General features: G+C 38.8%; 14 protein-coding genes. 10 read left to right on the forward strand and 4 right to left on the reverse strand.

The window, feature by feature from the left end; genetic code table 11:
* Nucleotides 1-145: 145 nt before the first annotated feature.
* The 7 genes from IGI42_RS15005 (at nt 146) to IGI42_RS15035 (ending at nt 8565) form a co-directional block, all read left to right on the forward strand.
* The gene (locus IGI42_RS15005; RefSeq protein WP_438716673.1) at nt 146-2536 is read left to right on the forward strand and encodes a DNA translocase FtsK; all 2391 of its coding nucleotides are present in this window, start codon (nt 146-148) and stop codon (nt 2534-2536) included.
* 104 nt (nt 2537-2640) lie between these two features.
* Nucleotides 2641-3351, forward strand: coding sequence for a deoxyribose-phosphate aldolase (gene deoC / locus IGI42_RS15010; protein ID WP_438716674.1), 711 nt, complete (start codon nt 2641-2643; stop codon nt 3349-3351).
* Nucleotides 3352-3486: 135 nt separating this feature from the next.
* On the forward strand, nt 3487-3852 hold the full coding sequence (locus IGI42_RS15015; protein ID WP_438716675.1) for a hypothetical protein: 366 nt from the start codon (nt 3487-3489) through the stop codon (nt 3850-3852).
* Nucleotides 3853-4054: 202 nt separating this feature from the next.
* The gene (gene rlmN, locus IGI42_RS15020; RefSeq protein ID WP_438716676.1) at nt 4055-5119 is read left to right on the forward strand and encodes a 23S rRNA (adenine(2503)-C(2))-methyltransferase RlmN; all 1065 of its coding nucleotides are present in this window, start codon (nt 4055-4057) and stop codon (nt 5117-5119) included.
* A gap of 121 nt (nt 5120-5240) precedes the next feature.
* Nucleotides 5241-6059, forward strand: coding sequence for a prenyltransferase (locus IGI42_RS15025; protein WP_438716678.1), 819 nt, complete (start codon nt 5241-5243; stop codon nt 6057-6059).
* A 36-nt stretch (nt 6060-6095) separates the two neighbouring features.
* Nucleotides 6096-6482, forward strand: coding sequence for a hypothetical protein (locus IGI42_RS15030; RefSeq protein WP_438716680.1), 387 nt, complete (start codon nt 6096-6098; stop codon nt 6480-6482).
* A gap of 115 nt (nt 6483-6597) precedes the next feature.
* Nucleotides 6598-8565, forward strand: a complete 1968-nt coding sequence (locus IGI42_RS15035; RefSeq protein ID WP_438716681.1) for a HelD family protein — start codon at nt 6598-6600, stop codon at nt 8563-8565.
* 138 nt (nt 8566-8703) lie between these two features.
* Here IGI42_RS15035 and IGI42_RS15040 read toward each other — a convergent pair whose 3' ends face one another.
* From IGI42_RS15040 to IGI42_RS15055, 4 genes are all read right to left on the reverse strand, one after another.
* Complete coding sequence (locus IGI42_RS15040; RefSeq protein WP_438716682.1) at nt 8704-9531, reverse strand: NUDIX hydrolase; 828 nt, start codon at nt 9529-9531, stop codon at nt 8704-8706.
* 97 nt (nt 9532-9628) lie between these two features.
* Entirely contained in the window at nt 9629-10651 is a 1023-nt protein-coding gene (locus IGI42_RS15045; protein WP_438716683.1) for a peptidylprolyl isomerase, read from the reverse strand.
* A 164-nt stretch (nt 10652-10815) separates the two neighbouring features.
* Nucleotides 10816-11202, reverse strand: coding sequence for a YtxH domain-containing protein (locus IGI42_RS15050; RefSeq protein WP_438716684.1), 387 nt, complete (start codon nt 11200-11202; stop codon nt 10816-10818).
* Nucleotides 11203-11204: 2 nt separating this feature from the next.
* Nucleotides 11205-11630 carry an HIT family protein gene (locus IGI42_RS15055; RefSeq protein ID WP_438716685.1) on the reverse strand — a complete coding sequence of 142 codons (426 nt, stop codon included), beginning with the start codon at nt 11628-11630 and terminating at the stop codon, nt 11205-11207.
* A gap of 258 nt (nt 11631-11888) precedes the next feature.
* On the opposite strand from IGI42_RS15055, the gene IGI42_RS15060 reads away from it, so the two are divergent.
* Genes IGI42_RS15060 through dat form a run of 3 tightly spaced genes read left to right on the forward strand, consistent with a single transcriptional unit; the run spans nt 11889 to nt 14690 of the window.
* Nucleotides 11889-12629, forward strand: a complete 741-nt coding sequence (locus tag IGI42_RS15060; RefSeq protein WP_438716687.1) for an ABC transporter ATP-binding protein — start codon at nt 11889-11891, stop codon at nt 12627-12629.
* Nucleotides 12622-13830 carry an ABC transporter permease gene (locus IGI42_RS15065; RefSeq protein ID WP_438716688.1) on the forward strand — a complete coding sequence of 403 codons (1209 nt, stop codon included), beginning with the start codon at nt 12622-12624 and terminating at the stop codon, nt 13828-13830. The genes IGI42_RS15060 and IGI42_RS15065 overlap by 8 nt, the downstream gene beginning before the upstream one ends.
* 2 nt (nt 13831-13832) lie before the next feature.
* A complete protein-coding gene (gene dat / locus IGI42_RS15070; protein ID WP_438716689.1) occupies nt 13833-14690 on the forward strand; it encodes a D-amino-acid transaminase in 858 nt (285 codons plus the stop codon).
* The last annotated feature ends 3 nt before the right edge of the window (nt 14691-14693 follow it).

Below are 14693 nucleotides of genomic sequence, written 5' to 3' on the forward strand. Positions count from 1 at the left end.
CAGTTTTTCTAATCACTTTTTAAAGTAAGGGGACTCATTTTGTCCGTTTGAAGTGAAAAGTTGAAGAAGTAGCAAAAAGAGGCAAACAAAACTTTTGTTCGCCTCTTTTTTTTTGTATAATGGAACAAGTGAAAAGAGGGATAAAATGGCGCAGAAAAAGCGTACAAAGAAAAAGAAGAAGACGACAAAAAAACAAAAACAACTACAGGAACAACGATTAGTCATTATTATTGGCCTTATTTTTATCCTGTTTGCCGTTTTTGCTTTGTTCGGCCTAGGGTTTTTGGGTAATTTGATCGCCAATGTCCTTCGTATGGTTGGCGGGAACACTTATCCATTTTTAGCTTTATTGTTAGGAATTTACGGACTGCTTTTGGTCATTAAAAATACGAAACTAAAAATTACTAAAGGCAGACGTTGGGCTGGTATTGGTGTTTTTTATATTGGGTGTCTAGTCATTTTACATGCACGATTGTTTGCCAATGTTCAAAGCCAGAACCCAAATGTATTGAAAATCACTTGGGAATTACTAATGACAGATTTTTTAGGAAATCAGATTTCTCAAAATGTCGCTGGAGGCATGCTAGGGGGTGTCATCTATAGCTTAACCCATTTTCTTGTTTCACAAGTGGGCAGCTATATTATTGCGGCATTATTGCTAGTTTTTGGTATTTACTTGTTTAGCATGATGGAATTTGCGCAAGTTTCTGATTTTCTAAACCAATCATTAGATAATCTTCAGCAACGCTTTACGGAATCAGATGAAAAAAAAGCGGAACGAGACGCCAAGCGCAAAGAACGTCAAGAAGCTAAAGCTCAGCAGAAAGCTGAAAAAGCAGCGGCAGCCAAAGAGAGACAGGCGGAGAGAGAAAGAAATCAAGTTCGTCCACTAACGCCTGGCGAAAAATTAGCTAAGGAGAATCAAGAAGACCTTGACCAAGAACCCGAGCAAATGACTCTGGTTCCTATCGAAGCCTATCAAGCTAACGCTGAACCAAAGACCGTGGCTAAACAACAGCCACCTGTTGAAGACGAAGAGTCTGATACTGGTGATCTCGAATTTGAAATCAGCGCAGAGCCAGAAGACCATGATTATCAATTGCCGCCGTCGACCTTGTTGGACTCCATTCCAGCTACAGACCAAAGCGATGAGTACAAAAAGATCGAAAACAACATTAAAATATTAGAAAAAACGTTTGATAGCTTTGGGGTAGAGGCTAAAGTAGTGAAAGCTAGTTTGGGGCCATCAGTAACGAAGTTCGAAATCCAGCCAGCAGTGGGTGTTAAAGTCAGCAAAATTGTTAATTTGACCGATGATATTGCCTTAGCATTAGCTGCGAAAGATGTGCGGATGGAAGCACCGATTCCTGGGAAATCCTTGATAGGAATTGAAGTACCTAACAGTACAATCAGCACCGTTTCTTTCCGAGATATTATTGAATCACAGCCTCATCACCCTGAAAAACTGCTGGAAGTACCTTTAGGTCGCGATATCTCTGGTTTGGTACGAACGGCTGATTTATCAAAGATGCCGCATTTACTGATTGCTGGATCAACAGGTAGTGGGAAATCAGTCGCAATTAATGGGATCATCACTAGTATTCTCATGCGGGCGAAACCTAATGAAGTAAAACTAATGATGATTGACCCGAAGATGGTAGAATTGAATGTTTACAATGGTATTCCTCACTTACTAACACCAGTTGTGACGAATCCACGTAAAGCTTCACAAGCATTACATAAAGTAGTGCAGGAAATGGAAGAACGCTATGAAAAATTCGCAGCTACCGGTGTTCGCAACATTACTGGATTTAACGAATTAGTGATTCAGAAAAATTTGGAAGATGGACAAAACCGCCCGATTTTACCATTCATTGTTGTAATCGTGGATGAATTAGCTGACTTGATGATGGTTGCTAGTAACGAAGTGGAAGATGCAATCACTCGCTTAGCGCAAATGGCACGGGCAGCTGGGATTCATATGATTTTAGCGACGCAACGTCCAAGTGTTGATGTTATTACTGGAATTATCAAGGCTAATGTACCTTCACGTATCGCTTTTGCTGTTTCTAGTGGGACCGATTCTCGAACAATTATTGACAGCAATGGAGCTGAAAAATTATTAGGCCGTGGGGATATGCTGTTTCTGCCGATGGGTGAAAACAAGCCTATTCGGGTTCAAGGGGCGTTTATATCTGACCACGAGGTGGAAGAAATTGTGAAATATGTTTCTGATCAGCAAGAAGCCCATTATGAAGAAAAAATGATGCCAACGGAGGAAGATACCACTTCTTCCCCATCAGATGTTCCACAAGACGAATTGTACGAAGAGGCAAAAGCTTTAGTAGTCGAAATGCAAACCGCCAGCATCTCCTTGCTGCAGCGTCGTTTCCGTATTGGCTATAATCGAGCGGCTAGAATTGTCGATGAGTTGGAAGAAAAAGGCGTTATTGGTCCGTCTGTCGGTAGTAAGCCCCGTGAGGTTTATATGGAAAAAGACAACGAAGAGATTGAAAATCCAATGGACAACGTATAATACGTAGAAAAGCATGAGATTATGACTTATGCTTTTTTGCGTTTTAGAAAGTTATTCTTTATAATTGATATTGAAAGCGTTAACGTTGAGAGGAGTTGTACCTGATGAAATCTTTAAAAAAAGCTAGTGAAATGAGTGTTGAGGAATTAGGCAGCTACATCGATCAGTCCGTTTTAAAGCCAGAATTTACTGAAGCAGAAATTCGTCAGTACATCCAAGAAGGTATTGAGTATCATTGCAAAACCGTATGTATCAACCCGTCTTCTTTGGATATTGCAGCAGAATTAACCAACGGCACTGAAACAGACATTTGTGTTGTTTGTGATTTTCCTTTTGGAGCCAGCACTACCGAATCCAAAGTTGCGCAAGCGGAACTCTATTGCAAACGTGGGGATGTAGCTGAACTGGATATCGTAGCTAACTTCGGTTGGATCTGCAGTGGAAAATGGGAGGATGTAACTAAAGATATCAAAGCCGTCGTCGACATTTGTCACAAGTATGATGTACTTGTAAAAGTAATTTTCGAAACTGATGCTTTAACGATAGAACAAGTGAAAAAAGCTAGTGAATGTGCAATTGAAGCAGGTGCCGATTTCTTGAAAACCAGCACTGGATTTTTAACGGGGCATGAAGCTCATGGTGCGACACCAGAAATTATCAAAATCATGTTAGAGGTTGCGGATGGTCTAGTGAAAATCAAAGGCAGTGGCTGCATTCGAACCCGGGAACATTTTCTTCAATTGATTGATATGGGAATTGATCGGATGGGCATCGGCTATCGTTCCACGCCGGTTGTCTTGGGAATTACCAAATAATTGAATCGAAATCACTTGAACGAGAGGTTTGTATGACTTCTCGTTTTTTTGGAGTCGAGCACAGAGGGTCTTCTTTTTTTTAAATAATGAAGAATGCTATACTAGCTTTAAAGAACTACTTGGGAGGAAAGATAGATGGCAAAAATTTATCAAGGAACGGGACTATTCGGTAAAGATGCAATTGGCGTATTTGATGATGGAAAAGTATATGAGGGTACAGGAATTCTCGGGAAAAATTTGGTAGGTTCTTATAAGGATGGCAAAATTTATACTGGCAGTGGATTAATCGGCAAGGATCATATCGGTCAATTTAAAGATCAAAAGATTTACAAGGGAACTGGGCTATTCGGTAAAGAGGCCGTGGGCACCTGTAAAGATGGTAAAATCTACAAAGGAACTGGACTGTTTGGTAAAGATGTGATTGGCTCTTATGAAGGAGACGATGATGAGGGAGCGGCTGCAGCGGCTTTATTGCTAATGCCAGATGATTTAAAAGATTAACAAAATAGTCTACTTGCTTTGGTACATGCTTTAGCCAACAAACAAAAATCTCCCATACACTTGTAAACAAGCTATCTTTGATAGTCTTTTTGTTGATTTTTTACAAAGTCGATTGCTTTCATTTTTTGAATCAGTTATAGTATGAAGCGAGCATTTAAGGCACTAACCTTAAATGAATACGTTTAAAATAGGAGATAATCAATTGAAACCATCGATTTATGACTTAACCAAAGATAATTTAACACAATGGCTAGTAGAGCATGGTGAAAAGAAATTCCGGGCGACTCAAATTTGGGAATGGCTGTATCAAAAACGAGTTAGCGAATTTGAACAAATGAGCAATCTTTCTAAAAAGACCCTAGAACTATTGGAAGAAAACTTCTGCATCAACCCACTGGAACAAAAAGTCGTTCAAGAATCAAGTGACGGCACGGTTAAATACTTGTTCGAACTGCCAGATAAAAACATGATCGAAACGGTATTAATGCGTCAGGAATATGGCTTATCTGTATGTGTTACTACTCAAGTTGGTTGTAATATCGGCTGTACTTTCTGTGCCTCAGGCCTGTTGAAGAAGCAGCGGGATCTAACTGCTGGCGAAATCGTTGCTCAAATCATGTTGGTTCAGCACTATTTTGACGAACGTGGCGAAGACGAACGAGTGTCTCACGTAGTGGTAATGGGAATTGGCGAACCTTTTGACAATTATGACAATGTGATGGACTTCATCCATGTGATCAACGACGCAAAGGGATTAGCAATCGGCGCCCGCCACATCACTGTTTCCACTAGTGGTTTAGTACCTAAGATCAAGAAATATGCCGAAAATGGCTTGCAGGTGAATTTAGCGATTTCCTTGCATGCGTCAAATAATGACGTTCGTTCATCCATTATGCGTATTAACCGCAGCTTCCCGATTGAAAAATTAATGGAAGCCGTGGACTATTACTTAGAAACTACAAATCGTCGGATTACCTTTGAATACATTATGCTTGCCGGCGTCAACGACCAGCCTGAGCATGCCAAAGAGTTAGCGACTTTATTGAAAGATAAAAAGAAACTAACTTACGTGAACCTGATTCCGTATAATCCAGTCAGCGAGCATGACCAATATTCCCGCAGCTCTAAAGCAGCCGTTCTACGTTTTTATGATGTATTAAAGAAAAACGGCGTGAACTGTGTGATCCGTAGAGAACACGGCACCGATATCGATGCGGCGTGCGGACAGCTGCGCAGCAAACAAATGAAAAAAACTGAAATTAGTTAAACGTAATACCTCTTCGTAATTAAGCGGAGGGGTATTTTTTATAGACTACTACTTCGCCTAAATTTCAATGATTCAGATCAAAAAAATTGATACAATAAAAAGAAAGGATCGGAGGAAAATGATGAATTACCAAAAGGACATTGAGACAATCATGAGCCATCGATATGATCAAAAATGGGATTACTGGACAACAGAAGATCGCAGACTAACAAACGGCGGAGCCTTTTCATGTATTGCTTCAGCGAATTATTTGCTGGAGCTAGGTGTTTCACCACAAGATCCAATTTTGCAAAAGGTTGCCGAACTTTTGTGGGATTCTTGGAAAGAAACGGGGGAGTTCAAGCTTTATCCGAAAGGTCCGTCATTTCCTTGTCAAACGATTCCGGCGGCAACCTTGCTGATCCGTTTAGGTTACTTGGAGGATGAACGGCTGCAAATAACTTTGCGGCATCTTTTAGACTCACGTTATTCAGACGGCGGTTGGTGGTGCAAAAAATTCTATTTTGGCAAAGGTCCAGAGACGGAGCACGCCAATCCACTGCCAACTTTAAATGGGTTGAACTTATTTCGATTTACTAAATATTTTGGTGATCCAAGCTTAAATCAAGCGATTGATTTTTTATTGCATCACTGGGAAACTAAAGCACCAATTGGCCCTTGCCATTATGGAATAGGGACGTTGTTTATGCAGCTAGAATATCCGCTGATGGATTATAATTTGTTCCATTATGTCTATGTTTTATCCTTTTATGACTATGCACGAAAAGATGTGCGCTTTTTAGAGGCATTTCAAGCGTTAAAAGGCCGAACCATTAATGATCAGATCGTAGTAGAACGAGTGAACCGAAAGCTTGCTAAACTAGAATTTTGCAAAAAAGGACAGCCTAGTGAATTAGCCACCAAAAAATATCAGGAAATACTGAAAAATATAAAGGGCTAATTGCGTATCTTTAAATAGAAAAGGAGCGTGATTAACATGAAGTTGCATGAAGTAAGAAAAGAATATGGCCTAAACCAAAATACTTTCTATGGTTGGCTGCGAGAAATTGGTGCTATTAAGAAAACTGATAGAGGCTATGTCACCGCTGAAAATTGTTTCGAAGGGATGGAGACTTTGGTAACTCGACGGGTGAATGAAGATGGCGAATTCTCGGAGCTGACCCAAGTAAAAATCGACAATCAAAAGATTCCTTTTTTGATCGAGCAATACAAAAAAACGGGACTGCCAAAACTCTATTCACCTTCCAAGCAATCAACTATTCTTGAGGATACCCCCCAACTAGATGCGTTGAAACAGCGCATCGAGGTTTTAGAAAACCAAGTTCTAATCTTAACTAAACAGTTTCAACTAATAATGAAATGATGAAGGCTGGAGAAAATTTCTCCGCCTTTTTTACATTGCTCCAACCCTCCACTTAACCACCAAGGTTTCACTGTCCGTTATACTAATTGTCTAATTATGTATGGAGGACGATCATATGGATGAAATAGCTTATCTAAACAGGGTCATCGAAAAAATTGTGGGAAAAATCGATAAACTCGAGGAAACGATTGATTCCAGTGAAGTTGATTATAAGGAACTAAAAAAGTATACGGTGGACTACAAGGCAGAGCTAGATAAATATGAAGTCTACAATTTTCAGCAGACCATGAATTACATCGACCGACGGAATGTTCTAGAATCAGGGATTGTCGGGAAACTAAACTATCAACGAGAAGTTCCTTATTTTGCGAAAGTAGGTTTTTGCTACGAAGGTGAAAAAGAGCAGGAGCCATTTTACATCGGTCGTTATGGTCTGGCAGATGAATTTGGGGAGCAACTGATTTACGATTGGCGAGCACCAATTTCTTCTTTGTATTATGATTTCCATCTAGGCAAAGCCTACTATGAATCTTTTGGTCGAAAATATCATGGTGAACTATTGGAAAAACGTCAATTTGATATTGAAAAAGGGCAAATAAAACTGATGGTGGATACCGAAGATACGGTAAATGATGACTTTCTTCTGCAAGAGCTAGGAAAAAGTACTTCTTCCTACGAAATGAAGACCATCATTCAAACCATTCAAAAAGAGCAAAACGAGGTAATAAGAGATAATAAAACAAAGAATTTAATTATCCAAGGGGTGGCCGGTTCTGGTAAAACATCTATTGCACTACACCGCATGGCTTACCTGCTCTACCAAAGAAGAGAAAGTTTAGCTGCTGAGAATATTTTAATTATTTCTCCCAATCACTTGTTTTCCAGCTATATCGCTACCGTTTTGCCAGAATTAGGGGAGAACGAATTACAGCAAAGAGACATCACTACGGTGGGACGAAGCTTTATTGAAGAAACAATAGCAGTGAATGATCGCCAAGATGAGCTCGCTGAACTGCTGGAAAATCCTCAGTCAACTATCAGCCAACGCTTTTTGTACAAACGATCATCAAAATTTCTGGAAAATCTGGAGGCTTATGTAGAAAAACTGCGACAACAACTATTCGCTGAAGACTTAAAAATATCCCAAGAAATTGTTATTTCGAAAGTTAAGCTGAAGAAACACTTTTCTAACGTTCAATTGCCACTGTTCCAGCTGATCACTCGTGTGAGCGGTGAACTAGCTGCCGAACTGAAGTTGGTCCATAAAAAAACGATTGTGGAAAAACTGAAATTGCGAGTAGGAGAAAAAGACAGTTTTGGGGCTTATCTAACTTTTTTAAAAATCTTACCTGAAATTTACCACGGAGAAAATCGGCGGAACTTTCTAGAAAATAGCGATCTGTTTCCTTATCTGTACTTCAAATTGAAACTTGAAGGAATCAAGCCAAATCGAAACATTCAGCACTTAGTGATCGATGAAATGCAGGATTATTCCTTGTTACACTTTTTTGTTTTGCAAGAATTATTTCCTAGAGAAAAAACCATTTGCGGGGATATCCAACAAGCCATTATTGACAATCAACCTGACTTTTTAGAAGGACTCCAAAATATTTTGCCTAACAATCGATTAGTGGAATTTAATCAAAGCTACCGCTCTAGCTATGAAATAGTGGCATTTGCCAAGCAATTTTCCCACAATCAAGCCCTTACTGCAGTCAAACGCCATGGAGAGCCAGTTCTAATTCAACCATTTAAAGATGAACTAGATCAAATCACACAATTGAGCAAGCAGCTAGAAAATTTTAAGGAAGGTCCGTATAAAACCTGTGGAATTATTTGTCAGAATCGTCAGGAGGTGGAACGAATTAAAACTGAACTTCAGATTCCAGTATCTATCATAAGGAAGGACACGAAAATAATTCAGAACGATATCGTTTTAACAACCATTCAATACGCTAAAGGATTAGAGTTTGACACAGTTATTCTACCAGATATAGATGCCAATCAACTCCAACAAAAAAGTAATCTGCTTTATACTTGTTGTACCCGTGCATTACATCAATTGATCCTTTTAATCAAATAAAAAAAGCGGCTGTGACGTTTTCTGTCACAGCCATTGAAAACCGTATAATCGGTGTAACTGAAGCAGCTCTTTTGGCTCATTTCTCGGAGCTGAACACTTCTGTCACAACCTTAGGAGCACACGTTAAAAATGTATGCTCTATTTTTTTTCGCCTAATTCATCTTTCAAGCGATAAATCTTCGAAGGTCGTCCAATACCAACCGGACGTTCGCCGATTTCATCAAAATATTGCAGCATTGCTTTCTTAAAATTCGAATGATCGACTGTTTTAAAGTCAATTCCTAGGAATTTAGCAAAGACTTTTCGGGCTTCAGTAATGGTAAATTCATCACCTAATACTTGAAGAATCAATGGCTCATGGTCCATCTTATTTACTACTCGGTTAAATGCTTTGCGAATAATTTCATTGTGGTCAAAGGCTAAGGTATCTTTACCAATTGATTTACCTGTTTCCAAATCAATTTCAATTGAAATATCATCACTAGTTAATAAAATAGTATCTTCATGACGTTCCATATTGAACCAGCGAGCATCTTGGGTATCATCACCAGCTCTTGGCGGAATTTGACCAATAAAAGCAATATAGCTTACGGTAATAACCCATCCCCGGGGATCCCGATTTGGTGTGCTGAAGGTATGTAGTTGTTCAACATTTTTTCGTCCAATTGTTAAGCCTGTTTCTTCCATCGTCTCCCGGCGAACACTATCATTAGTCGATTCGTTGCTTTGAACAAAACCACCAGGCAAAGCCCAGGAATTACGATAGGGATTGCCGCGACGTTGAATCAAAAGGATTTTCAGCTGGTCTTCTTCCTTGTTGTATCCCATGACAACAATGTCCACTGTTACTGAAGGCTTTTCATACTGGGGATGATCTTGTTCTTTATACCAGGCTAAAAACTCGGCTTCAGAAGCTTCGTGTTCATAGTAATCTTTTTCTGCTTCTTTAGAAGGAAATTCTTTCATGACTATCCACCTATCTGTTAAAAGTAATTGATACTTTATTGTAGCATGAATAACGAAAAAAAGGGAACTCCAATTGGAATTCCCTAAAGAAAGCTATTTAGTTAGATGCATCTGTACTGCTTTGAGATTCTTCAGTTGAAGATTGACTGGAAGCTTGGCTAGATTCTTCAGTTGCCGTTTCTGAATCACTTTCAGATTCATCTGTAGCAGAAGTTCCAGTAGAATCAGTTGTAGCTAAGAAGTCAGACAAAATATTGTCAAAAGCTTCATCTTTGATTTTCACATTAGCTTTTTTCAATTCTTCACCAATTACTTTTGAAGTGAATGCTTGATCAGCAATTTGGTTATCTTCAGCAATTTGGTTGATCTCTTTTTCGTATTTGCTCATGTCATTGCCTTTAGGTGTATTTTTTTCCATTTGAACAATGTAGTAGGTTGTTTGATAAGTAGAAGCATCCATTGCTGAAACAACATCAGAAACTTCGCCGTCCTTCAATGCAAAAGCTGCTTCTTTCACTTCTGTTGGTACACTGTCAGATTGAGAATCGAACTTGATTTCTCCACCGTCTTCTTTAGTTGTTGCATCTTGTGATTTTTCTTTTGCGATTTCGGCAAAGTCTCCACCGTCATCTAGTTGTTTTTTGATTTCATTTGCTTCATCTTCGCTGCTTGCTAAGATAATTCGGGCTTCAACTTCAGGATGGAAAGAATCCCAAGCTGCTTTTTTATCAGCATCTGTTAACTTGACGTGGCTTTTGATTCCTTCTTGGAAAGCTAATGAAGTCTTTAAATATTCTTTGTAAGAAGACTTAGTATAGCCTGCTGCTTGTAATTGACTTTCGAAGCTGTCACCTAGTTGCTTCGCTTGTTTGTTATATTCAGCATCAATTTGTTTATCTGTAACTTTGTCTCCATAGGCATTTTCAAAGACATCGTAGATAATTAAATTACGTACCAGTTGCTGGTTAGTTTGTTCTTTCTTCGCTTCTTCGTAAAAATCTTCAACCGTCAATTTACCGCCTTTCATTGTTGCGATTTCTTGACTGTTACCACCTGAACATGCTCCTAAGACTAGGACGCTTAATAGTCCAGCAGTAGCTAAAACGATTTTTTTCTTCATGCTAAGTTACACTCCTGTATTAAGTTATTTGCGTATTATTGCTCCTCAAACACTATACCACACTTAAAATTGTAAAATAAAGGCTTTTAAAGATAGTTTCTCTAAAAATTCACAATAAAGGCATAAAATAAAGGCCGCGACATATTAAATTCACGGCCGATTGGTTATTTGAAAGTTGCAGGTCGCTTTAAGATGAAGCGGCCTGTCTGCTCGCTGGCTGTTTGAAAATCCTCAGGTAAATGGCTTTGAATGAGCTCAACTTGTTCTTGGATTTGCTGAATTCGTGGTTCGGCTTGGAACTTGAAATCTTCAATATCACTTTCCAAACCTGCCTTGAACTCTGGAACTATTGTGTTGACGTTTTCTTTTAATTCTACTAATGACTCGCGAAATTCAGTTAGGCTATCATTCAATTCGTCGGTTAATTGGACAATATCCCGGACATCATTCACTAGCTTTTCTCTAGTTTCTTCGCCTTTTCTCGGAGCAAAGAGTAGTCCGCCAACCGTTCCAAGTCCTGCACCAACTAAGATTCCTTTGAAAAAGCCCATGGTTAGCTCACCTGCTCTTTAATTGCATCAGCAATAGATTGCATTTCGTCTTTTGTGAAGTTTTCAGAATGATCGCCAAAGTGAATCGAGAAATCATCGTCTTTTCCATAGCGGGGGATCAAATGAACGTGAGAATGGAAGACAGACTGATAAGCCAATTCTTTATTATTATTTAAGATGTTTAACCCATCCATTTCTGGAAAAGCTTTTTCTAGTGCTTTAGCGATTTTTGGTATTCTGGCGAAAACATCTGCTGCCAGTTCCTCATCATATTCAAAAATATCGGCAGCGTGTTTTTTGGGGACAACCAGCGTATGACCTTTTGTTACTTGTGATAAATCTAAGAAGGCATAAACTTTGTCATCTTCATACACTTTATAGCTGGGGATTTCCTGATTAATAATTTTACAAAAAATACAGTTTTCCATAAAAGACACCCTTTCGTTTTTTACTTATATTCACTTTACCATAAGTTTTCTTGAACATAAAGAAAGTAAAAATTTCCACACTTGGCAACCTTATTACCGCAAAGTTAGAGGTGTTCATCTTCCTGAACTAGCTTTATTGATACTAAGCTGAGTGGTTTTTTAATCTGTTCTTAAGCAGCGTGTAAAAATGAAAACACTTTGTCGAAAATCTTTGCTAAACATCTGCTATAATATAGGACAAGTATTGGAGGGAATGAAATGAGTTTATCCATTCAGCAAGTAACAGGCGGCTATGGACATCTGCCTGTCTTAAAAGATATTAGTTTTGATGTGAAAAATGGTGAAATGGTTGGATTGATTGGCCTTAACGGTGCCGGTAAATCAACAACAATAAAAAATGTTATAGGTCTATTGACTCCTCAAAAGGGGAAAATTACGATTGACCAGTTAACATTGGCTGAAGCACCTGAAGAATACCGCAAGAAAATCGGTTTTATTCCAGAGACACCTTCATTGTATGAAGAATTGACTTTAAGAGAGCATATTGAAGTCACTGCGATGGCTTACGATATTCCTAAAGAAGTGGCTATGGAACGAGCAACCCAACTACTGAAAACCTTCCGTTTAGAAAATCGCTTAGATTGGTTTCCAGTTAATTTTTCAAAAGGAATGAAACAAAAGGTAATGGTCCTTTGTGCTTTCTTGATTCAACCAAGTCTTTATATTATTGATGAGCCGTTTTTAGGTTTAGATCCGCTGGCAATTAACGCTTTGTTGGAGCTAATGATGGCGATGAAAAAACAGGGAGCGGCTATTTTAATGTCCACCCATATTTTAGCAACTGCTGAAAAGTATTGTGACCGCTTTGTTGTGTTGCACAATGGTGAAGTTCGGGCGCAGGGAACCTTAAATGAGCTGCAACAAGAATTTAATTTGCCAGGTTCTTCTCTAGATGAAATTTATGTTGCATTGACAAAGGAGTCTGAGGCGAATGTCTAATTTTTTTAGTCAACGGCTAAGACTCCACCAGAAGAAGATGACGAAGTACATGCGTTATGTGTTAAATGATCACTTCGTCTTAGTCTGTTTATTTTTAGTGGGCGGCTTAGGCTTTTATTATTCGAACCTGTTAAAAACATTGCCCGCTGATTTTGTTTTGGGGCTGCCGATTGTGGGCATGCTGTGGCTGATGATTTTGCCCGCTGGAAGCTTAGCAACCTTAATTGAGCCTGCTGATACTACCTTTATTTTACCTAAGGAACGACAAATGGGCGGTTATCTACAAAAGTCCTTAAATTATTCGCTAATCTTTCCTTTTGTTTTGATTGGCTTAATCAGTGGGATATCCATGCCATTGTATGTTGTTAGTACAGGATATGGTTTCAACAATATGATTTGGATTGTCATCATGTTGGGACTATTAAAGTACAGTCATTTAGCCATCGCACGTTTAGCTTGTTATCAAGAAACTAAGCAGAAAGTTCAGCAACTTACGTTGTTCTGGTATATAGCCAGTATTGCAGCAATTGTTATTTGCTTGTATGCCACACCAATAGTAGGAATGACAGCAGCTATATTGGTTACACTGTTCTTTCATCAGGCTACCAGGACGGGGACTCGTTTATTGGATTGGGAAAAAATGGCCGACAAGGAACGAAACCGTCTGTATCGCATTTACCAATTCATTAATTTGTTTACAGATGTGCCAGAAATTGAAGCGAAGGTAAAGCGGCGCAAGTATCTGGATGGTCTGCTGAACAGAATTACCTTCAAACAATCCAATACCTATCTTTATCTGTTCATGCGGCGTGCTTTGAGAGGTTCTGAGTATAGTGGGTTATATTTGCGACTGGTAGCGATCGGTGGAATTATGATATTTACTCTGCAAGATTTTCTCTTTGCAACAGGAGTAGCAGCTTTGTTGATTTACTTAATTGGATTTCAGTTGATTCCTTTATACAATCAATTCGATTACATTAGCTTTATTCAATTGTATCCTGTCAGCCCAAAAACAAAAGTAGTCTCGTTGCAGAAAATGATTGTGTGTCTATTGGTCATAGCAGCTCTTGTATTTGCTTTAATTGCTTTAAGCCAATTAACTATTTTTGAATGTTTTGTTATGCTGGCTATTTTAATAGTAGAAACTGTTTTGTTTGTATCGCTTTATATACCAATACGTATCAAAAGGATGGAGGAATAGCAATGAAAATCTTGTGGAATAATAAAATTGTTGATGAGTCAGAAGTAAAAATTGACACGGAAGATCGTGGCTATCAATTTGGCGATGGTATCTACGAAGTAATTCGTATCTATGATGGTTTATTATACATGGAAGAAGAACATTTAGAGCGATTTTGGCGATGTGCAGAAAAAATTCGTTTAACCTTACCATTTACTAAGGAAGAGTTTAGTCAACGTTTGCATCAGTTTGCTGAAGAAGTAGGGATCAAAAATGGACGCTTATATTTTCAAGTGACCCATGGGACTTCCAAGCCTCGATTCCATGCGTTTCCTGAGCCACAGAAGGTAATGCCTGTGTTGACAGCAGACATCCAAGAAACAAGTCGTCCACTGGAAAAATTGTCCAAAGGTATAAAAGGTGGATTTGTTCCTGACAAGCGCTGGCTACATTGTGATATCAAATCGATCAGCCTGTTAGGAAATATTTTGGCTTTAAATGAAGCACAAGAAAATGGGTACGATGATGCGATATTGGTTAGAGACGGATTTGTTACTGAGGCATCTTCTTCTAATCTGTGGATGGTCAAGGATGGTGTTATCTATACACATCCAGATGGTGAATTAATTTTACCAGGTATCACTAAAATCAAAGTCCGGGAATTAGCAAAAGATCTAGGCATCGAGTTAGTGGAGGAACCATTCACTAAAGAACGTTTGGCGGATGCTGATGAATGTTTTAAAACAAGCTCTGTGGCAGAAGTAATGCCGATTATTAGCATTGATGGTAAAAATATTGGTGATGGAACACCTGGAACAATAACCAAGCAATTGCAAGCGGCTTACATTGAGGCAATAGAAAAATCTGTAAAGAAAATGTAATCC

This window comes from Enterococcus sp. AZ109 (genome assembly GCF_051714625.1).
Taxonomy (GTDB): domain Bacteria; phylum Bacillota; class Bacilli; order Lactobacillales; family Enterococcaceae; genus Enterococcus_A.